A 21725-nucleotide genomic window follows, 5' to 3' on the forward strand; every position below is an offset into this window, starting at 1 on the left:
GTTTTTCATGAAGTCCTCTCCCTTATAAATTGACGAAGAAATCATGATTCCCATATACTTAAAAACGCAAATAATGAGATTACCAAACTTTTAGATTTAAAGGAATGGAGGAAAAAGCAAGCAAATTGTTTAGATAAGGTACAAAAAAATTCATCTAATACTGGTAAAGGATTGATACAAGATGATTAAATTAAGCAAATTTCTTAAACCGTTCCAGTTTTCAATCTTTATTGTTTTAGTTCTTATTTTCCTACAATCATTATCTGAACTATATTTGCCTACCTTAATGGCTGATATCGTCGATCATGGTGTTGTGAAAGGGGATACGCATTATATCTGGAAAATTGGCGGTATCATGCTTGTTGTTGCAGTAGTGGGCATGATTTGTTCTATTATTGCTAGCTTTTATTCTTCGAAAGTGGCATCTGGATTTAGTAAATCGTTGAGATCTAAAGTTTTTAATCATACAGAAAATTTTTCATTACAAGAATTTGACCAGCTAGGAACAGCTTCTTTAATCACGAGAACGACGAATGATATAGCACAGATACAACAAGTACTAATCATGATTTTGAGGATGATGATTAGTGCTCCAATGATGTGTATTGGTGGAATTATTATGGCATTATCAAAAGATGTTAAGTTAACGTTGGTATTAGCTGTAGCTATCCCGATATTAATACTGACGATTATCGTCATTGCAAAAAGTGTGATGCCATTATTTAAAAAAATGCAGTCAAAATTAGATACGCTCAATCGAGTATTAAGAGAAAACTTAACCGGGATTCGTGTTGTTCGTTCATTTAACAGAGTAAGTCATGAGGAAAAACGTTTTGATGAGGCAAACTTTGATCTTACTCAAACCGCTATTAAGGTCAATAAACATATGGCTTTTGTGATGCCAGTTATGATGCTTATTCTAAATCTAACCACAGTAGCAATCATTTGGTTTGGAGGCATTAGAATCAGTAATGGTCATATGGAAGTTGGTGATATGATGGCGTTTATACAATACGCAATGCAAATCATGTTCTCTTTTGTCATGCTTTCTATGATGTTTGTAATGGTTCCAAGAGCTTCTGTATCAGCAATGAGGGTTAATGAAGTACTAAATACAAATTATGATATAAAGGATTCAACGGTAACAGTAGAATCAGATGTTGAAAGAGGCATAGTAGAATTTCGCGACGTAACGTTTAGTTATCCTGGAGCAGAAATGCCTGCCATTTCCAATATCTCTTTTAAGATGAATCCGGGAGAAGTAACTGCTATTATCGGGGGGACTGGCTCAGGTAAATCAACACTTATTCACTTAATCCCTCGTTTTTATGATGTGAATCATGGAGAAGTTTTGGTGGATGGAGTAAATATTCGTAATATGTCACAAGAATATCTTCGAAAAAAGATTGGATATGTACCGCAACAGGCTCAATTATTTTCTGGAACGATATCAGAAAATATTAGATTCGGCAAAGAGGATGCTACAGATTATGAAGTTGAGCATGCAGCAAATGTAGCTCAAGCAATTGAGTTTATTAAAGATATGCCAGATGGATTCAACACAACCATTGTCCAAGGAGGTACGAATGTCTCAGGAGGACAAAAACAGAGACTATCGATTGCACGTGCATTAATAAGGAAACCAGAAATTTATCTATTTGATGATAGTTTTTCCGCATTGGATTTTAAAACAGACGCCAAGCTTAGAAAGGCATTAAGGGAAGAAACATCCAATACCACTTCTTCAATGTTAATCATTGCTCAGCGTGTAACAACGATTATGGATGCAGATCAAATTATTGTTCTAGATAATGGAGAAATCGCTGGAATTGGACAACACAAAGAGTTGATGGATACATGTGCGACTTACCGTGAAATTGTTACGTCACAGTTATCTGAGGGGGAAATCGCATGAGTAAAGAGTATAAAGAAACAAACACTCATAAGCGAAGAGGGGGACCTGGTGGATTTGGAATGCCTCCTCAAAAGGCCAAAAATTTTAAAGGGACATTAAGAAGATTAATTGGCTATCTTAAGCCGTATAAACTCCAATTACTATCCGTGTTGCTAGCAGCAGTTGTTAGTACAATCTTTTCTATTGTCAGTCCGAAAATAATGGGGAATGCGACAACGAAACTCTTCGAAGGATTGATGATGAAGTTAAAAGGAGTACCGGGAGCAAAAATAGACTTTGGCTATATTGGCCAAATTATTCTTCTATTAATAGGGCTATATATAGTAAGCTTCATTTTCGGCTATTTGCAACAATATATAATGGCCGGAGTAGCTCAAAAGACCGTTTATAATTTGCGTAATGAAGTGGTGGATAAGCTAAATCGTTTGCCACTAAAATACTTTGATTCTCGTAAGCATGGTGAAATACTTAGTCGAGCAATAAATGATATTGATAATATAAGTTCAACATTACAGCAAAGTTTAACCCAACTCATAACATCAATCATTACAATAATTGGTGTTATCGTCATGATGCTAACGATTAGTCCAATCATGACACTAATCGTACTATTAACACTTCCATTAAGTTTTATAAGTATTATGAACATCGCCAAAAAGTCACAAGGCTATTTTAAAAGCCAGCAGAAATCACTTGGTCAACTAAATGGACATGTAGAAGAAATGTTTACGGGGCATAAAGTAATAAAAGCTTTCGGACAAGAGAAAAAGTCTATCGAAAAATTTGAGGAAACAAATGAAATACTGTATCAAGCAAGCTGGAAAGCACAATTCATGTCAGGATTAATGATGCCAATATTGATGTTTATCAATAATATCGGATACTTATTAGTAGTGGCAGTAGGTGGCGTAATGGTTACAAAAAGGGCAATCGAAATTGGTGATATTCAAGCTTTTATTCAATATGCAAGACAATTTAGTCAGCCTATTGCACAAACAGCCAATATCGCAAATGTTATTCAATCAACAATAGCCAGTGCAGAACGTGTTTTTGAAATATTGGATGAACCAGAGGAAATTCCAGACCCTAAACAACCGAAACAAATCCCATCTCCGAAAGGGGAAGTGGTATTTGATCATGTTTCATTTAGTTATTCAAAGGATGAACCACTTATTGAAGATATGACAATACATGTTAAACCGGGGCAAAGAGTAGCAATTGTTGGACCAACAGGTGCTGGTAAAACAACGTTAATTAACTTACTTATGCGGTTTTATGAAATTAACAAAGGAAAGATTGAAATCGATGGGATTAATACAATAGAGTTAAAAAGAGAAGAACTCCGTGGATTATTTGGCATGGTTCTTCAAGAAACATGGCTATTCAATAATACAATTCGAGAGAATATAGCTTATGGCAAATATAATGCGACGGAAGAGGAAATCATCAATGCAGCCAAGGCAGCACACGCAGATCATTTTATCCGAACTCTTACTGATGGATACGATACAGTATTAAATGAAGAAGCATCAAATATTTCTCAAGGGCAAAAGCAACTATTAACAATTGCACGCGCAATACTCGCAAATCCAGCAATACTTATTTTAGATGAAGCGACAAGTAGCATTGATACACGAACAGAAATTCAAATTCAAAAAGCAATGGATCACTTAATGCATAATCGAACAAGCTTCATCATTGCTCATCGTCTATCAACCATTCGTGATGCAGATTTAATACTTGTGATGAATCATGGGAAAATTATTGAGCAAGGGAATCACAAGGAATTAATTGAAAGAAACGGATTCTACGCAGAGCTATATAATAGTCAATTTGCAAATAATCAAAAAGACGCTGGATAGATAATTGATATTTAAAAAGCATGTCGAAAGCTTAAAGGAGCTTTTGACGTGCTTTTTTTAAATTCAATAATGGAAAAAATATACATAAAGATTACTAAAATATTAAAAAGCATGCAAATTTATGTCACATTGTATTATTTGTAATAAAAAGTAATAGCTTTGTAAATGAAATCCCATTGTTTCTTCCCAGCAATTTCCGTAACATTAGGTAGGTAAGTTAATAAGAAAACAATATAATTCATCGAATACATCAAAAATTAACAAAAATAAAATTGACGGGGGATTAACATACATATGAAAATAAACAAGAGTAAAATTGTAAAGACCATTACCGCCAGTACATTGACATTAACATTAGGACTTAGCACATTACTAGGTGCAGCTCCACATCATACATTCCAAGCACAAGCAAAAACTAACATAGATCAACCTTCAAAAAACATTACCACTGTATCTAGCTCAAAAGCAATTAAGATCTCAGGTAAATATAAAACAAAAGCAGCACTTAACATGAGAAAAGGTGCTTCAACTAAATATAAAAGAATTATGACCTTAAAAAAAGGTGCAGTTGTAACAGCTACATATAAGAAAACAGTAAGTAATAAAAAATGGTATAAAGTAAAATATAAAGGCAAAACAGGATGGGTTTCAGCCACTTATTTAAAAAAATATACAAAAACTAAAAAAGTTTCAAATGCAGTAGCAGGCAGTAACGTTATTAGTGTTGGAAGACAATATCTTGGTGTACCCTACGTATGGGGCGGTATGTCACCATCAGGATTTGACTGCTCAGGATTTACAGCATATGTTTACAAAAAAGCAGGTTACGGTTCACTACCTCATAGCAGTCGTTCACAATATGCTGTTACAAAACGAGTAAGTAGCCCAGATGTTGGCGATTTAATCTTCTTTGGTGCAACACCAAGTAGTAATACGATTACGCATGTAGGAATCTATGCGGGAAATGGACAAGTGTTACATGCAGCTGGTAACAAAGTTCAATTCCAAAGTGTAGCAAAAGGTAGTTACTGGGCAGCACGTGTAATTGGTTACGGTTCACTATAATAAAAGAATTGTAGAGTCATACTTTTTATCCAAAACGGATAAAGGGTATGGCTTTTTTTCATGTTTAATTTCACTGGGAGATGGTAATGGATGAATATAGAAAAAACAAGGAGGTTATTTGAAATGGATATCAGCAAGCAACAAAAAGGTGGACAACCCGCACAAACGCAAAGTAAACAGCCAGGTATTGAGTCAATTATGAATCCTGCTCCCATTCAACCATTTGATTATATAGGAAGTAATAAGCTTAAAGACCGCGTAGCTATTATTACAGGAGGGGACTCTGGAATTGGACGAGCAGTGGCGATTGCCTTTGCAAAAGAAGGGGCCAATCTTGTTATCAATTATTTAGAGGAGCATGAAGATGCTAATGAGACGAAGAAACTTGTAGAACAGGAATCGGTTACATGTTTACTTATTCCAGGAGATGTTTCGAAAGAGGAAACTTGTAAAGAAATAGTAGATCAAACCTTGAAACAATTTGGTAAAATTGATATTGTTGTGAGTAATGCAGCAGTACAGTATCCGGTGAAAAACTTCACAGATATAACAACGGAGCAGTGGCATAAGACATTTGCAACTAATATTGATCCTGCGTTTTATTTAAGTAAGCATGCAATCCCACATTTAAAAGAAGGCAGCTCAATTATTAACACTACTTCTATTACGGCGTATAAGGGGCATGACCAATTAATTGATTATTCTGCTACAAAAGGTGCAATCGCAAGTTTTACAAGAGCGCTTGCGCAAAATGTAGCAGGAAAAGGCATTCGTGTGAATATGGTAGCACCTGGGCCCATTTGGACACCACTAATCCCATCTACATTCGATGCTAATCAAGTAGAAGTATTCGGAACAGATACACCTATGAAGCGTCCTGGACAACCACGTGAATTGGTGGGCGCCTATGTATTACTTGCTTCAGATGAAGGAAGTTATATGACAGGACAATGCATTCACGTTAATGGCGGATCAATTATGAATTCATAAACGAAAAGATATAACAAATAAAAAGGGCTCTAGTAAGATACTTAGTCATCTTACTAGAGCTTTGTTGTACATATTAAGCTTTAGTAGCTGTACCAATACTTGATACGATTTCTGCTACAACAATTTGGCTACCTAATAATGGGGATTCTTTTGGCGCTTCACCAGTTTTTGCTTCAGGGCGTTTATGAGCTTGTTTAAATGCATCACTTTCACGCCATTTTTTGAAGCCATCAAGATTTTCCCAATACATATTAACGCTCATTTCATCGTACTCTTCAAAATCTTTGCAAACTGCAACTTCAACTTTTATAAATCCTTCAAAAGATTGTAATGCACCAGGACGCGTGAAGTTTGGCGCCATCTTTTCTGCAAATCCTTTTTTCACTTTAATACGGTTCGTTACTACATACATGGAAAATCGCTCCTTTTTAAATGATATCTATTCAAAAATAGCGTATCTTATTTTAATCAATGAATGCAAATGAGAACTTCGAATAAAACAAAAAACACCAGTAGCCATTGAGGGGTGGATACCAGTGTCAAATAGGAGAGTTCTTCATTTTTGCCCTACAAATATATAACCTTAAAAGGATTGTAGCAAAAATTATAAACCTGCTAACACTCATGAAATGTCAGCTATCAAAATAAGAAGCTCTTAACTTCAATATTCCAATTGGATAGTATTATAAAATGTTAGCTTATTAAATGCAATAAAATCACTAAAAAATAATAAAAAAATTAGGTTTAACAAGCCTCTTCTAATAATATGGACATAATGTTAGTGTTTAATATTAATTTCATGTAAAATATAAGTAAAGAATATTCAGAACATTAGTCAACCGTATTAGCGAATGTATGTACATGTTAAGGGGATGGTTGGATGTTTAAAAAAATACTATGGTTATTAGGATTTATAAATGACGATTTAGATGATGATTATGATGATACAATAAACCGTTTTTATGCTTAATAAATAGAAAAAGCTAGACTGATGAGAGGAAATCAGTTTAGCTTTTTCTATGCATAAATTAATCTTTTAATCTAAAAATAAAAAATCTCAATATATAAGAAATTTCTTGTTCCTAAATTAGAAATACATTTATGAAATTGACTCAGTCAGGTAGAATAGAAGAAAAACAGTGAATAAGAGAGGAATAAATGAAAAAGTCTCAACTTAAACTGCAACATCTAATTATTGGTGTTGTGATTTTAGCGTTTATCTTAACGATTGCAAGTAGTCTATGGAGTAGTTATCGCATGAACAATGAAACATTGATGAATAACACACTTGAAACAAACAGAGTTTATGCAGAAAAGCTTGCTACAACGGCAAATAATTATTTAAAAGAAACACTTCAAACGCTGGTTTTTAATTCAAATACAATTGCTAAATACATAGACAACGAAGAAAAACTAAATACAGAAGCAGAACGTCTTAGGATGCAAACCAATACATTCAACTCAATTTCGATAGTTGCTAAAGATGGAAGGGTACTTTCTACCTCTCCACAAACACTACATATTAAAGGAAAAACATTAACATCTAAGGCGATTAAAGATGCCATAAGAGAACAAAAGCCAATGATTTCAGATCCATATAAAGGAATTACAGGTCGGGAGTTAATCTATATTTCTGCACCAATTTTTGATAAAACGGGTAAATATTTAGGTCTTGTAGGCGGAACCATTTATTTGGAAGAGGATAATATTTTGTATGAGCTATTAGGAAAACACTTTTATGACGATGGTTCATATGTTTATGTAGTTGATCGAAATGGGCGAATTATATATCACGAAGATCATTCACGTATAAATGATGTAGTAAAGAACAATGCAGTTGTAAAAAAAGTAATGAATCACAATATCACTGGTGCTCAAAGAGTGACCAATTCCAAAGGTGTAGATATGCTAGCTGGCTATTCAACAGTGGATACTGCTGGCTGGGGAGTGGTTTCACAAATAACAACGGAAATCGCGTTACAGCCTGCAGAAAATATGGTAAAAGAAATGCTCTATGTAGCATTACCATTACTGCTCATTACTTTAGCCATCATTATTTGGGCATCTATTAAAATTGCTAGACCCTTACAGCGATTAGCCGAATTAACAGAGAGTAGTATGAAAAGGGATGAAGGAAAGAAATTATCTACTGTACCTGCTTGGTATTATGAAGTCGTTCAACTAAAAAATGCATTGATTCGAAGCTTGACCTTTTTGCACGAACAAGTGAACTTCTTTATGGACCAATCAACAACCGATCCGTTAACAGGATTGACGAATCGACGGACATTAGATGCCAAAATGGAGGAAATGATAACAGCTAAAATACCATTTTCACTTATTTTAATGGATATTGATCATTTTAAATCCGTCAATGATACGTACGGACACGGTGAAGGGGATAAAGTTTTACAATACTTATCCTTTAAAATGAAGGCTGCTACAAGGGCAACTGATCTTTGTTGCCGATATGGTGGTGAGGAGTTTATAGTTCTCTTACCAAATGCAACAAGTGAAAATGCCTTTCAAGTTGCAGATATTTTACGTAAAGATCTAGAAAATTCAACCAGCCCAACAGGTAAAGCAATAACGATATCAGCTGGCGTTTCAGAATATAGAGAAGCTTCATGCACTGCTGCAGAGGTAATTGAACAAGCCGACAAATACTTATATCAGGCAAAAGAACAAGGGAGAAATCGCGTTATAATGGCGAATAGTTTAACCCCAACTAGATAAAAATAGTTGGGGTTTCATGGGAAATAGAGGAGGAATAAAAAGGAGGAAGAGAAAAGTGAGTTATTTAAGTTTAGTATTCTTTCAAGTTGTGGCTCCTATTCTAGTTTTACTTATTGTAGGCGGCATTATGCAACGCAAATTTCAATTTAATTTGAAAGCGTTGTCTAATTTAATTACTTATTGTTTAATGCCAGCTGCAGTATTTTTAAACATTTACGAAACAAAGGTAAATCCGCTAGTCTTGGGGAAAATCTTAGTCTATTTATTAGCTTTTAGCATAAGTTTGATGATTGTTAGTACAATTATTAGTAAGATGTTAAAGCTTGAAAAGAAGGAAGCAGCTATTTTCAAAAATAGTATTGTCCTTATTAATTCTGGGAATTATGGCATACCTGTCAGTCAGATGGTATTTCATACTCAACCACTTGGAACTGCTATTCAAATTATCATGGTCATTTATCAAAATTTAACTACATATACATATGGATTATATAATTTAATCTCTACTACAAAAACGGGATGGGGGATTGCGAAAAGTATTTTTAAATTACCCATCGTACATGGTTTAATACTTGGTATTATTTTAAATGTATTACATATTCAATTGCCGCAGTTTTTGTCTATTTCTATTGGACACATGGCAGAAGCGTTTGTAGCAATTGCTCTTCTTACTTTAGGAGCACAGTTATCAAAAATTAAGTTTAGCTCAATGTTTAATAAAACGCTTTATATGAGTTGTCTCGGTCGTTTACTTTTAGGGCCATTACTTGCATTATTGTGGATTAAAATTTTCGGATTCGATGGAGTTGTCGCACAATCATTGCTTATTGCTAGTTCTTTTCCAACATCACGAAACAGCTCATCACTTGCGCTTGAATATGATGTTGAGCCAGATCTTGCCGCACAAAACGTTCTTTTTACAACGCTCGTTAGTTGTATTACCGTGACTATTGTGATTTATATAGCTAAATTATTATATGTGTAGGTTTATAGCTATTAAAAATTTTATCTAAAGTGCAAAGAAAAAATAGTAGGGGACTTTTCCTTACTATTTTTTTTGTTGTGCATATTCAGTAACGAAGTGAATAAAATGCTGTACAGCAGGCGAAGTATAGCCTTGATTTCGCCAAATCATCCTTGTTACACGAGTACATTTTGGATGATTTATCTTAATAGATGAGACTTTTTCTTGGTTGAGTGTCAAAGCAATCGGAACTAATGCTACACCAAAATTAGCACTAACTAGATCAACTATTGTTTTTTCATCGATCCCTTCAAAAACTACTTTAGGATAGAAGCCAGCTTGTTTACAAAGTTCCTCAATTACATCTCTTAGAGCAGTTTCTTCCTTAAATAAAATGAAATCATCTTGTGCAACTTCAAATAAATCAATCTCCTTTTTATCACTAAATTTATGGCTTTTAGGTACTATAAGTACTAATTCTTCTTCCAATATTGTCAAAGTTGAAATGCCTTCATATGTACTAGAGGGGGAACAAAATCCAATGTCAATGCTATTTGTTTCAACCTGATTCATAATCTTTTGAGTAATGTCTTGGTACAATCGGAATTTTATATTCGGAAATTGTAGTTGGAAGAGTCTAATCAACTCAGGAATATAGCTTGAGCCAAGCGTTTGGATAAAAGCTAACTCAATTGTCCCACTGAGCGGATCTACTAAATCGTTAATTTGCTTTTTAGCAGTGTCAATTTCAAGAAGTGCATTCGTAGCATGTTCTAAAAATAATCTACCATAGCGATTAAGCTTTACTCCTCTACTTTCTCTCTCAAATAAAGGAACTCCTATTTCTGTTTCTAGACGTGCAATAGAACGACTAAGCGCAGACTGAGATAAACTTAAGAGTTCTGATGCTCGTGTAATATTTTCTGTCTTAGCTAATGTTTGAAAGTAATGTAGTTGATACCATTCCATCGGGTTTCCTCCATAATAATACTTGATATTACAATTATGCATAGTTACTATGATAAACACAATTATTTATACATAGCAAGAGGGCGTATAATAATATCCGTACTGATTTTTCGTATGAATGCTGGTCTTTTACAACATTCTATCAAAATTTAATAGGAGGATTTTTTATGACAAAAGAAAAGTTGTGGACAAAAGACTTTATAAATATAACAGTAATAAGCTTCTTTATTTTCTTAGTATTTTATATCCTAATAACTGCTTTGCCACTACTCTTAGTAGAAAAGCTAAATGCAGGAGCAGATAAAGCTGGACTTATTCTTACATTATTCCTTTTTGCAGCTATCGTTATTCGACCAATAGCTGGGAAATGGGTAGAAAAGGGTAATCAAAAGAAAATTCTAATTTACTCTGCAATCGCCTTTTTAGTTGGATGTGTCTTATATCTGTTCACGAATTCACTATGGGCCATCTTAGTTTTACGTGTTTTGCATGGTTTCACATTTGGTGTGATCACAACAGTTAAAGGAACAATCAGCGCTGAACTTATTCCTGCATCTAGACGTGGAGAAGGTATAAGTTACTTCTCACTTGCTATGGGGTTAGCGATGGTATTTGGTCCGGTAATTGGTTTAAACTTAGCTAATTTAGATATGTATACAACTAGTTTTATTTTATGTATCCTTCTTTCCGCAATCAACATTGTATTAGCTGTAACACTTAAAGTGCCTAAATTAGAATCTACATCTTCAACTAAAGAAAAACATAAATTCTCTTGGAATGATATTCTTGATAAGAATACGATTCCCTATGCGGTTCCAACATTCTTATTGGCTATTGCCTATTCATGTGTATCTGCATTCTTATCTCTATACGCAAAAGAATTAGATTTAGTTGCTGCTGCAAGTACATTTTTCATCGTTTACGCTGTGTTTATGATTGTGTTACGTCCATTTACTGGTAAATATTCCGATGTTTATGGACCAAAGGTAATCGTTGTGCCATGTATCATTATTTTTGGGATTGGTATGTTCGTCTTACAATTACCGCTTACTGGTTTCTTAATGATTTTAGCAGGTATTCTTATAGGTATCGGCTACGGTTCTGTTACACCAGTATTCCAAGCGCAAATTATTAGTTCTGTTGAAAAACATCGTGTTGGTATTGCCAACTCTGTATTCTTCAATGCAATGGACTTAGGTATGGCTGTTGGTGCTTTTGCACTTGGAATCGTTGCAAAAAATATAGGATACAGTAAAATGTATTTAGTCGCTTTATTTGTCATCGTTGTTACATTCCTTATCTATCTGTTAGTGACACGTAGTAAAAAGGCTAACGCGAAATAATATATTTTATTAATTTTAATCTACGGCAATGCTGTTGACTGTTTAATGATTGAATAGTAAATCGCATTGCTGATGCTAATAAATTCATTTTATTAATAAATAGTAAACCCATACTATTTAATCCAAAAAAGACTGTAGACAAATTTCCGTTGTCTACAGTCTTTTTTAATTGTGGATAATTGTCGAATTAATATTTTAAAGAATTTTAGTGGTATTGAACTTCTTTTAATACATCGATTGTGTTAATATCGATGCCCATTGCGTTTGCAACGCCTTCACCATATTTAGGATCTGCTTTGTAGCAGTGGATAATATGACGTTCTTTGATGAAATCTTCTACGCCTTCCATATTACGAGCTGTATTTTCAAATAAACGTTGTTGTTCATCTGGGCTCATGATGTTGAATAATTTACCTGGTTGTTCAAAGTAATTATCATCATCTTCGCGGAAGTCGTAGATATCTGCTGGACCTGCTTCTTCGCTTGGGTTTTTGAATTCTGGTTGTTCTTGCCATTCACCGTAGCTGTTTGGCTCATAGTGTAAAGTGCTGCCTAAGTTGCCATCTGTACGCATTGCACCATCGCGGTGGAAGTTGTGAACTGGGCATTTTGGAGCGTTTACTGGAATTAAGCTGTGATTTACACCTAAACGATAACGTGCAGCGTCAGCATATGCAAATAGACGTGCTTGTAACATACGGTCTGGTGAGAAGCTAATGCCAGGAACTACGTTTGAAGGTGCGAATGCAGCTTGTTCTACTTCTGCAAAGTAGTTCGCTGGGTTGCGATTTAATTCGAATTCACCCACTTCAATTAGTGGATAATCCTTTTTGTACCAAACCTTTGTTAAGTCAAATGGATTATCAGGATGATTTTTTGCTTGTTCATCTGTCATGACTTGGATGTACATTGTCCATTTAGGGAACTCCCCACGTTCGATTGCTTCATATAGGTCGCGTTGTGAGGATTCACGGTCCTTTGCGATCACTTCTGCAGACTCTTCATCTGTTAGATTTTGAATTCCTTGTTGTGTTTTGAAGTGGAATTTTACATATACACGTTCGTTTTCTGCATTGATCATTGAATAGGTGTGAGAACCAAAACCATGCATATGGCGGTAATCCGTTGGGATACCGCGATCGCCCATTACATAAGTAATTTGATGTAATGCTTCAGGAAGGTTTGTCCAGAAGTCCCAGTTGTTATTTGCTGAACGCATATTCGTACGTGGATCGCGTTTTACGGCATGGTTTAAATCAGGGAAGTGCATTGCATCACGGAAGAAGAAAACAGGCGTGTTGTTACCAACTAAGTCCCAGTTACCTTGTTCTGTGTAGAATTTCAATGCAAAACCACGGATATCACGTTCAGCATCAGCTGCACCGCGTTCGCCTGCTACTGTTGAGAAACGAGCGAACATATCTGTTTTCTTACCAACTTTCGAGAAGATAGCTGCTTTTGTATATTTTGTAATATCGTGAGTAACTGTAAATGTTCCGAAAGCACCTGAACCTTTAGCGTGCATACGACGTTCTGGAATAACTTCACGGTTAAAGTTTGCTAATTTTTCAATCAACCAAACGTCTTGTAATAGTACCGGACCACGCTTACCTGCAGTCATAGAGTTTGTATTACTTACAACAGGAGCACCAGCGGCAGTAGTTAACTTTTTGTTGTGACTATTTGTCATGAAATGATTCCTCCTAATAAGTTAATAATTTCTTAGAATTACCTCTTTGAACATAACTATAACAGACCGATAATTAAATGTAAATTATAATAATTCTATTTTAGTAATTTTTACTTTAAAGTATATGATATAAAATATCCGACTGTTAAAGTACTATATAAGTTGATATATGCGCTCATAAGACACAAAATAGAAACAATTGAATTTCAAGTATTATGTTATTTATAGTGTTATTTATAATATGAGAAGCTGATGAGAATAAGAAATGAATTTATTCAATCAATCTTCTCATTAATTTAAAAATAAAGTAATTAATTGCATATTATAATAATTATAATTATCAATTTAACTATAAAATAGGCCTTAATTGAAAATAGTGTTAAAGGTATTGGAAGTCATGAATCTTTGAAAGCGTGAATTTACATATTTATGAAATAATAATAAATTGATGAAAAGAGAAATTGGTTAGTGATTAAACTTTCATACTCCCTAAACAGTTTGTGAGCTAACTATAAAAGGAGAGTAGCAAGCAGATGAATTGTCCAGCTTGAAGTCTCTCTAAAACAGTATAAAATCTAATTGTTGATTGTTCAGTCGATTGTAGCAACAAGTGCATTCGTACCGTTTACCATTACCATATTTATGTTTGTATCCAGTATTTTATCTCCAATTGATATTAGAAAATGGGAATTTAATTTAAATTCTCTCGATAAAGATAAAAAAATGACGATGTATCATTATAAAGTCGAAATGAAACACCTCTTTTTGTATTCAACAGAGAACGATAAGTAACTAGATGAACTGGATATTAGTAAAAGCTCATCTCAGGAACTTCTATTCATTTTGAGAATTCTGAAACGTAAATCAGTATCTAATCTACATATTTTTTAGTTAAAATATTTCATTTATGATAGAGGTATTGAAGTTTTTAAGTAGGAGGTTTCTGATAAGAAAATGCCAATGTTAAATAAGGCAATTGATTTTATAAAGATGTATTATGCTGAGAAGAGTTTGCCAAAAGAGCAGTTGGAACAGCGGCTTAAAGAAGTGGAACAACAAATTTCAGAGCATGGGAGTTATTCTCATACGACAAATGAGCTAGAATTTGGTGCAAAAGTAGCTTGGCGAAATAGTAATAAGTGTATTGGGCGCTTATTTTGGCAAACGTTACAAGTAAAGGATCAACGAGAAATAGTAGATGAAGAAGCCATTTATGAAAAACTTTTAGAACATATTGAGTTTGCTACAAATAAAGGGAAAATACGGCCGACTATTTCCATCTTTGAACCAGAAAAGGTTCGTATTTGGAACCATCAGTTAATTCGTTATGCTGGTTATGAGCAAGAAGATGGATCTGTAATTGGAGATACTGATTCCATTGTTTTTACAAAGAAGTGTATTGAATTAGGTTGGCAAGGAAAAGGTGGACAGTTTGATGTATTGCCACTTGTTATACAGATTGGGGATAGAGAACCTCGTATCTTTGAAATTCCAAAAAGTTATATAAAAGAAGTGTCTTTACGTCACCCTGAATTTGAGTGGTTCGAAAGTTTACAGTTGAAATGGTATGCTGTGCCTATGATTTCTTCTATGAAGCTTGAGGTAGGGGGGATCGTCTATGCAGCTGCTCCTTTTAACGGATGGTATATGGGCACTGAAATCGGTGCTCGTAACTTGGCAGATGAATCTCGCTACAATCAATTACCGATTATTGCAGAGAAAATGGGATTAAATACGTCTTCGAACTCAAGTCTATGGAAAGACCGTGCGTTAGTGGAGCTCAATGTTGCAGTACTTCATTCTTTTAAGGAAGACGGTGTAAGTATTGTGGACCATCATACTGCTGCGCAACAATTTAAACGATTTGAAGCAAATGAAGAATCTGCAAATCGTGATGTTACGGGCAATTGGACATGGCTGATTCCACCCTTGTCACCTGCTACAACGTATATCTTCCACAAACCATTTGATAATACGAAAAAGTCTCCATCATATTCTTATCAGAAAAGTCCTTATTGAAATATTTGAGGGTTGCCCTGGCGTAAATAATCTAAAAATTAAATGAAAAGGGAGCAAACGTATTGTTGCTCCTTTTTGTCTTCTATTTCTCAGGTGTTACAAAGCGGTCTTTTGCTGATATCCAGGCAGCTATAAATAACCCTATTACGACAATAGCGTAAAGCATATTTGCCACATGAAAGCTGCTCCATAAATCATGAACGTATCCATAAAGTACGGGACCTATTGCAGCAAGTAGATAGCCAATGGATTGTGCAGTCCCACTAAGTTCTGCAGCTTCTATTGCATTTCGGGAACGGAGTGAAAAGAACATCATTACAAGACCGAATGATGCACCACCTGCAAGGCCAATTAGAACCATCCAAATAATCGTTAGAGACGTCCAGTTCAGCAATATTCCTGTAAAGCCAATTACATAAAATATAGTAAACAATGCTACTAAAGGACGTTGGTCTGTCCTACGCCCAGCGAGTATTGGAATCAGGAATGTCATAGGTAATTGTGAAAATTGCAAAATAGAGAACATCCAGCCCGCTTGACTTGCGCTCATACCTTGGGATTCTAACATTGCTGGAATCCAAGCAGCTGTTGTATAGAAGATAAATGATTGTAAACCCATGGCTACAGTGATAGCCCAAGTTAAAGGATACTTCCATATAGGTTTTCTTCCATTTTGTTTTTTTTCTTTTTCCTTTAATTCCGCTTGCTTCCTAACATGAGGTAACCATACGGCGATGGCGATTATGGTTAAAACAACCCAACACCCAAGAGCGCCTTTCCATCCTAAAGAAGTACTAGCTATTGGATAACTAACGCCTGCTGCAACACTTGCTGTAACGTTCATAGAAAGTGTGAAGATGGACGTTAATAGTCCTACTTGAAAAGGGAATTTTAGCTTGATTAGCGCAGGTAGCAATACATTACCAAAGGCAATTGCAATCCCGATTAATCCAGTTCCAATTAATAGGGAGAAAGTATTTCCAAGTGAGCGACTGAGAATCCCTATCGCTAAAATAATCATGGCACCAAGCAGTGTTTTTTCGAACCCAAAACGACTAGCCAATTTAGGGGCAAATGGGGATACAATCGCAAATGCTAGTAATGGGATTGTCGTGATGAACCCTGCTAATACATTTGAAATATCCAAACCTTCTTTTATGTAGGAAATAATAGGACCAACAGAAGTGAGTGGAGAACGTAGTGTAGAAGCAATGAAAATAATACCAAGAACAAGAAGCCAAGTACTTCGATTCCATGGTATTTTTTTGCTATTTCGAGTTGATTGTTGTGAAGCCAAGCTACATAACCTCCTCGTAAAACAGATTCTTTTAGCAACAGTATCATTAATAGAGAGTAAATTTCAATATTTAGTAAAAAATTAGAAAGCTAAGGTATTATAAAACTTAAATTGTATCTTTAAATCTATCAATTTACATCTTGTTAATAGAGCTTCTCTGTACTATAATGGGGAGCGTAATAAAAATTATATATTGCATGCCTCATCCAATAGATGGGGTAGAGGTCGCGATCTTCATAAGTATAATCGACGAGATGAAAAAGCATTATTGACTCGATTAAAAAGGGAATATCGCCGAAGTATTGTTAAGCTTTTTATTGGCAATGCTGGGGCTGTTATCGAAAGGGACAGAACTGTCACGCAAAAAATGCGTGTTGAGCTATCTTTATCAAGGTTGATGGGGAATTTAGATACCATCCACAAATATTTTGCGGTGGTTTTTTTATTTTCCTTTACCCGCCTCATCAGCAATGAAAATCGGAAAGAGGAGAATTATGAGTACAAAAAATACAGGCGATAGCGTTCAGCAGAGCTTAAATAGAGGATTAAAAAGTCGCCATGTTACGATGATTTCACTCGGTGGAACCATTGGTACAGGATTGCTACTTGCGAGTGGTAACTCAGTTGCTACTGCAGGACCAGGTGGCGCGATAGTAGCTTATGGTTTAATTGGGATAATGGTATTTTTCCTAATGACTAGTCTTGGAGAAATGGCTGCTTATATGCCAGTTTCAGGTTCATTTAGTACGTATGCATCAAAATTTATCGATCCAGCATTAGGCTTTGCATTGGGTTGGAACTATTGGTATAACTGGGCAATTACTATCGCAGCAGAAATTTCAGCTGTATCTATTGTGATGAAATATTGGTTCCCTGATAGTCCTTCCTATATATGGAGCGCATCATTTTTAATTCTTATTTTTGTTTTAAACTACTTATCTGTTAATAGTTTTGGCGAAAGTGAATATTGGTTTGCTTTTATCAAGGTAGCTACGGTTATCATCTTTATTATTGTAAGTTTCTTAATGATCTTTGGTATCCTTGGTGGACATGCACCGGTTGGGTTTACGAACTTCTTTAAGGGAGATGCACCTTTCCATGGTGGATTCTTTGCGACATTTGGTATTTTCTTAGCTGCAGGTTTCTCATTCCAAGGAACTGAATTACTTGGTGTTACTGCAGGCGAAACAAAGAACCCAAGCAAAACAATTCCAAAAGCAGTGAAACAAGTTTTCTGGCGTATTTTGCTATTCTATATTTTAGCGATTTTGGCAATTGGTTTGTTAATTCCATATACAGATCCACGTCTTGCGAATAGTGATGATGTAACTGTAAGTCCATTTACATTAGTATTTGAAAATGCAGGGATTGCCATTGCTGCATCTATTATGAATGCAGTCATTTTAACAGCAATTCTTTCTGCTGGTAATTCAGGTTTATATGCATCATCACGTACGCTTTGGGAATTAGCGATGGAAGGTCATGCACCTAAAATATTTAGAAAGCTAAACAAACGAGGAGTTCCAGTGGCGGCACTTGTTGCCACAGTGCTTGTAGCATGTCTATCATTTTTAGCATCCTTATTTGGTTCAGGTACAGTCTATACATGGTTATTAAATGCTTCAGGTATGTGTGGATTCATCGCATGGCTTGGAATTGCGGCTAGTCATTATCGATTCCGCAAAGCGTTTATAGCACAAGGTCATGATTTATCTGAGTTACCATATCGATCTAGGTTCTTCCCGTTTGGTCCAATTTTTGCATTTGTCTTATGTGCAGTTGTTGTATTAGGTCAAAATTATACAGCATTCACAGGTGGACATATTGATTGGTACGGAATATTAGTATCGTATATTGGCTTACCAATTTTCCTAATCCTTTGGTTCGCCTATAAATTGAAAAACAAAACAAAGATAGTAAAGTTAGAAGAAGCAGATTTGACATCAAATCGTCCAATTAAAGACTAATCAAAAGGCTAATCTCTTGTAGGGTAAAATACCTATATTGGATTAGCCTTTTTATCATGATTATTTTTAATTGAAATGAAAAATACGATAAAAATACATCAGAACGTTCGTAGATTAGCCTAATTTAAGCCGCTAAAACTGTAAATATTCGGTTTTTCGGAGATTTCTGAATTATTTTATATTTTGTGTTTTGTTGAAAAATAATACTTTCATGCTATAATTGTGACATTCTTAATATTACAACAAAATATCATTCACTCATATAATAGCGAGAATATGGCTCGCAAGTTTCTACCAGCTCACCGTAAATGAACTGACTATGAGAAGCAATATAGATTGGAAATAGACTATTCTATTTACCAATCCCATCGACTAAACTCGAAGGACTTGCTCCACTCATAGATGACTGGATGCAAAGTACTTCGAGTTTTTTTATTTAAAAGCGGAACACGCCCGTTAAGCCCCGACAATCGTTGGAGGGCCCGAATCGAAAGCGTACTTTCAGCTTTCGACCGAGGGAACGAAACGACTCGAGGGGCTGGCGTGTGGAGCTGGATAAGGTAAAAGCGGAGGTGGCTCGTTCAGCTGCGACAGTTGCTTGCGGGCTCGAATCGAAAGCATCTTCTCAGCTTTCCACCGTAGCTGGGTAATAGTAAAAACACAACACGCCAATAACTCTAAGTATATGAAATCAAGAAGGGAGTTCCTAAGTTTGAAAGCACTTCAGGACAAAATCATTAATGAAGGTAAAGTTTTATCAGGAGATGTATTAAAAGTAGATTCATTCTTGAATCACCAAATCGATCCACAACTTATGCAAGCGATTGGACAAGAGTTTGCAGAACTATATAAAGATGCTGGTTTAACAAAGATTTTAACAATTGAATCATCAGGAATTGCACCAGCAGTAATGGCGGGACTTATTTTAGGAATTCCTGTTGTCTTTGCTCGTAAAAGTAAATCTGTAACGTTAACTGATAACTTCTATACTACAGAAGTTTATTCATTCACAAAGAAAATAACTAGTACTCTTACAGTTTCAAAAGATTATGTAAAAGAAGATGATGTCATTCTAATCATCGATGATTTCTTAGCAAACGGTGAAGCAGCAAAAGGATTACTTGATATCGTAAAACAAGCAGGTGCTACTACTAGTGGTATTGGTATTGTCATCGAAAAAGGCTTCCAACCTGGAGGTAAGTTACTACGTGAACAAGGATATCGAGTTGATTCATTAGCAATCGTTTCTTCGTTAGAAAGTGGAAAAGTACAATTTGCTTAGGAGGCAACTAAACAATGAATAAGGCAAAACTGGCAACACTTGGTATTCAGCATTTGTTAGCAATGTATGCAGGAGCTATTTTAGTACCATTAATCATTGGTGGAGCGCTTAAATTTGATTCTACGCAGTTAACTTATTTAGTATCCATTGATATTATGATGTGTGGTATTGCTACATTATTACAAGTGGTTCGCGGTAAAGTTTTTGGAATCGGATTACCATTAGTTTTAGGATGTACATTTACAGCTGTAACACCGATTATTGGAATCGGTACTAAGTTTGGTCTAGGAGCTATTTATGGTGCGGTAATCGCATCAGGGTTAATCGTTGTTCTTATTTCAGGTGTTTTCGGTAAGTTAGTAAAATTCTTCCCGCCAATTGTGACAGGTTGCGTTGTTACAATTATCGGGATTACATTAATTCCAGTCGCTATTAATAATGCCGGTGGTGGTCAAGGAGCGCCGAATTTTGGCTCTGCCTCTAACATTTCACTGGCCTTTGGTACACTCATAGCAATTATTTTGTTATATCGTTTTACAAAAGGATTTGTACGTTCAATCTCTATTTTAATCGGTCTAGTACTTGGTACCGTTGCAGCAACGTTCATGGGTATGGTTGATTTTACACCAGTTAGTAATGCTGCATGGGGCCAATTGGTTACACCATTTTATTTTGCAAAACCAGAATTTCACTTTGTTCCAATTATGACAATGACATTAGTTGCAATTGTATCGCTTGTTGAATCTACTGGTTCTTACTTTGCCTTAAGTAACATGACTAAAACACCTATCAATGATAAAGCACTTGCTCGCGGCTATCGTTCAGAAGGTTTAGCCTCAATCATTGGTGGTATTTTCAACTCATTCCCTTATACAGCTTTTTCTCAAAATGTGGGTTTAATGCAAATGACCGGTGTAAAAAATCGCGCTGTAATTTTTATCACTGGGATTTTACTTGTGGCTCTAGGATTCTTACCTAAAATTGCTGCATTAACAACAATTATTCCGACAGCCGTACTTGGTGGAGCTATGATCGCGATGTTTGGTATGGTAATTTCTCAAGGGATTAAAATGCTAGGTACTGCTATCCAAGGTTCTGAAGGCAATGCAATGATTATCGCTTGTTCCATTGGTATGGGGCTTGGTGTGACAGTTGTTCCTGATATTTTCAAAGTATTGCCAGAAACTGTTCGTATCTTAACAAGTAATGGTATTGTAGCGGGAAGTATTACAGCAATCGTATTAAATATCGTATTTAATATGATTCCTTGGAGACGCGATGTGCAAGTCCAAGCAGAACCTGCACAAGTGAAGGATAAAGCAAAAGAAGCTACTCCTAATTTCACTGAAAAACATGCTTAACCGTTGAAACGTTAAAACGAGGTCTCATCCAATAAGGATGAGACCTTTTATATTTTATAGGTAATAGATAAAACATGCGTTTAGCGGATTCTATATTCTAATTCGACTAATCATGAATTAGAATAATAAATTAATTTTTAAGGAATAAAGTAGTTCAGAAACCACATAGATACTAAAATCTAAAAGATTTATAAAAAGATCCACCAAAATTAAATTTTGACTTTTTAAAAAATTAATTATATAAATATTCTATCAACATCAACTC

The 21725-nt window shown here is 35.2% G+C and carries 15 protein-coding genes and 2 riboswitches; of the genes, 11 read left to right on the forward strand and 4 right to left on the reverse strand.

Annotated elements, in window-relative coordinates; all coding sequences use genetic code 11:
- Nucleotides 1–181: 181 nt before the first annotated feature.
- The 4 genes from ACWV26_RS00730 (at nt 182) to ACWV26_RS00745 (ending at nt 5832) form a co-directional block, all read left to right on the forward strand.
- Nucleotides 182–1915 (forward strand): ABC transporter ATP-binding protein, encoded by a 1734-nt coding sequence (locus ACWV26_RS00730; RefSeq protein WP_455896503.1) that lies wholly within the window; start codon nt 182–184, stop codon nt 1913–1915.
- Nucleotides 1912–3777: an ABC transporter ATP-binding protein gene (locus tag ACWV26_RS00735; RefSeq protein ID WP_455896504.1), complete on the forward strand. Its 1866-nt coding sequence runs from the start codon at nt 1912–1914 to the stop codon at nt 3775–3777. Before ACWV26_RS00730 ends, ACWV26_RS00735 begins: the two co-directional genes overlap by 4 nt.
- Before the next feature lie 294 nt (nt 3778–4071).
- Nucleotides 4072–4842, forward strand: a complete 771-nt coding sequence (locus ACWV26_RS00740; RefSeq protein WP_455896505.1) for a C40 family peptidase — start codon at nt 4072–4074, stop codon at nt 4840–4842.
- Between the two features lie 123 nt (nt 4843–4965).
- Entirely contained in the window at nt 4966–5832 is an 867-nt protein-coding gene (locus ACWV26_RS00745; RefSeq protein ID WP_455896506.1) for an SDR family oxidoreductase, read from the forward strand.
- 73 nt (nt 5833–5905) lie between these two features.
- Here ACWV26_RS00745 and ACWV26_RS00750 read toward each other — a convergent pair whose 3' ends face one another.
- Nucleotides 5906–6244: a heme oxygenase gene (locus ACWV26_RS00750; RefSeq protein WP_455896507.1), complete on the reverse strand. Its 339-nt coding sequence runs from the start codon at nt 6242–6244 to the stop codon at nt 5906–5908.
- A 746-nt stretch (nt 6245–6990) separates the two neighbouring features.
- Between ACWV26_RS00750 and ACWV26_RS00755 the strand changes: the two genes are divergently transcribed.
- Together ACWV26_RS00755 and ACWV26_RS00760 are read left to right on the forward strand one after the other, a co-directional pair.
- The gene (locus ACWV26_RS00755; protein ID WP_455896508.1) at nt 6991–8568 is read left to right on the forward strand and encodes a sensor domain-containing diguanylate cyclase; all 1578 of its coding nucleotides are present in this window, start codon (nt 6991–6993) and stop codon (nt 8566–8568) included.
- Between the two features lie 55 nt (nt 8569–8623).
- A complete protein-coding gene (locus tag ACWV26_RS00760; RefSeq protein WP_455896509.1) occupies nt 8624–9553 on the forward strand; it encodes an AEC family transporter in 930 nt (309 codons plus the stop codon).
- Between the two features lie 63 nt (nt 9554–9616).
- On the opposite strand, the gene ACWV26_RS00765 is transcribed toward ACWV26_RS00760, so the two are convergent.
- Nucleotides 9617–10501 carry a LysR substrate-binding domain-containing protein gene (locus tag ACWV26_RS00765; RefSeq protein WP_455896510.1) on the reverse strand — a complete coding sequence of 295 codons (885 nt, stop codon included), beginning with the start codon at nt 10499–10501 and terminating at the stop codon, nt 9617–9619.
- A 167-nt stretch (nt 10502–10668) separates the two neighbouring features.
- Between ACWV26_RS00765 and ACWV26_RS00770 the strand changes: the two genes are divergently transcribed.
- Complete coding sequence (locus ACWV26_RS00770; protein WP_455896511.1) at nt 10669–11844, forward strand: MFS transporter; 1176 nt, start codon at nt 10669–10671, stop codon at nt 11842–11844.
- A gap of 205 nt (nt 11845–12049) precedes the next feature.
- Here the strand turns inward: ACWV26_RS00770 and ACWV26_RS00775 are convergent, their stop codons facing one another.
- Complete coding sequence (locus ACWV26_RS00775) at nt 12050–13534, reverse strand: catalase (protein ID WP_455896512.1); 1485 nt, start codon at nt 13532–13534, stop codon at nt 12050–12052.
- Between the two features lie 954 nt (nt 13535–14488).
- Between ACWV26_RS00775 and ACWV26_RS00780 the strand changes: the two genes are divergently transcribed.
- On the forward strand, nt 14489–15553 hold the full coding sequence (locus ACWV26_RS00780) for a nitric oxide synthase oxygenase (RefSeq protein ID WP_455896513.1): 1065 nt from the start codon (nt 14489–14491) through the stop codon (nt 15551–15553).
- Between the two features lie 82 nt (nt 15554–15635).
- Here the strand turns inward: ACWV26_RS00780 and ACWV26_RS00785 are convergent, their stop codons facing one another.
- Nucleotides 15636–16850 carry a CynX/NimT family MFS transporter gene (locus ACWV26_RS00785; RefSeq protein ID WP_455896514.1) on the reverse strand — a complete coding sequence of 405 codons (1215 nt, stop codon included), beginning with the start codon at nt 16848–16850 and terminating at the stop codon, nt 15636–15638.
- Between the two features lie 211 nt (nt 16851–17061).
- Nucleotides 17062–17240: riboswitch (Lysine riboswitch) on the forward strand.
- A gap of 104 nt (nt 17241–17344) precedes the next feature.
- On the opposite strand from ACWV26_RS00785, the gene ACWV26_RS00790 reads away from it, so the two are divergent.
- From ACWV26_RS00790 to ACWV26_RS00800, 3 genes are all read left to right on the forward strand, one after another.
- Nucleotides 17345–18817, forward strand: coding sequence for an amino acid permease (locus ACWV26_RS00790; RefSeq protein WP_455896515.1), 1473 nt, complete (start codon nt 17345–17347; stop codon nt 18815–18817).
- Nucleotides 18818–19055: 238 nt separating this feature from the next.
- Nucleotides 19056–19157, forward strand: a riboswitch (purine riboswitch).
- 345 nt (nt 19158–19502) lie between these two features.
- On the forward strand, nt 19503–20099 hold the full coding sequence (locus ACWV26_RS00795) for a xanthine phosphoribosyltransferase (RefSeq protein ID WP_455898149.1): 597 nt from the start codon (nt 19503–19505) through the stop codon (nt 20097–20099).
- Between the two features lie 14 nt (nt 20100–20113).
- Nucleotides 20114–21460 carry a nucleobase:cation symporter-2 family protein gene (locus ACWV26_RS00800; RefSeq protein ID WP_455896516.1) on the forward strand — a complete coding sequence of 449 codons (1347 nt, stop codon included), beginning with the start codon at nt 20114–20116 and terminating at the stop codon, nt 21458–21460.
- Nucleotides 21461–21725: the final 265 nt, after the last annotated feature.

This window comes from Rummeliibacillus sp. JY-2-4R (assembly GCF_053847205.1).

What these genes read in the sequence shown, in the direction of transcription:
- ACWV26_RS00735 (WP_455896504.1), top strand. Translation starts at nt 1,912, where the DNA reads ATGAGTAAAGAGTATAAAGAAACAAACACTCATAAGCGAAGAGGGGGA.
- ACWV26_RS00780 (WP_455896513.1), top strand. Translation starts at nt 14,489, where the DNA reads ATGCCAATGTTAAATAAGGCAATTGATTTTATAAAGATGTATTATGCT.
- ACWV26_RS00750 (WP_455896507.1), bottom strand. Translation starts at nt 6,244, where the DNA reads ATGTATGTAGTAACGAACCGTATTAAAGTGAAAAAAGGATTTGCAGAA.
- ACWV26_RS00775 (WP_455896512.1), bottom strand. Translation starts at nt 13,534, where the DNA reads ATGACAAATAGTCACAACAAAAAGTTAACTACTGCCGCTGGTGCTCCT.
- ACWV26_RS00740 (WP_455896505.1), top strand. Translation starts at nt 4,072, where the DNA reads ATGAAAATAAACAAGAGTAAAATTGTAAAGACCATTACCGCCAGTACA.
- ACWV26_RS00765 (WP_455896510.1), bottom strand. Translation starts at nt 10,501, where the DNA reads ATGGAATGGTATCAACTACATTACTTTCAAACATTAGCTAAGACAGAA.
- ACWV26_RS00790 (WP_455896515.1), top strand. Translation starts at nt 17,345, where the DNA reads ATGAGTACAAAAAATACAGGCGATAGCGTTCAGCAGAGCTTAAATAGA.
- ACWV26_RS00795 (WP_455898149.1), top strand. Translation starts at nt 19,503, where the DNA reads ATGAAATCAAGAAGGGAGTTCCTAAGTTTGAAAGCACTTCAGGACAAA.
- ACWV26_RS00730 (WP_455896503.1), top strand. Translation starts at nt 182, where the DNA reads ATGATTAAATTAAGCAAATTTCTTAAACCGTTCCAGTTTTCAATCTTT.
- ACWV26_RS00745 (WP_455896506.1), top strand. Translation starts at nt 4,966, where the DNA reads ATGGATATCAGCAAGCAACAAAAAGGTGGACAACCCGCACAAACGCAA.
- ACWV26_RS00755 (WP_455896508.1), top strand. Translation starts at nt 6,991, where the DNA reads ATGAAAAAGTCTCAACTTAAACTGCAACATCTAATTATTGGTGTTGTG.
- ACWV26_RS00800 (WP_455896516.1), top strand. Translation starts at nt 20,114, where the DNA reads ATGAATAAGGCAAAACTGGCAACACTTGGTATTCAGCATTTGTTAGCA.
- ACWV26_RS00770 (WP_455896511.1), top strand. Translation starts at nt 10,669, where the DNA reads ATGACAAAAGAAAAGTTGTGGACAAAAGACTTTATAAATATAACAGTA.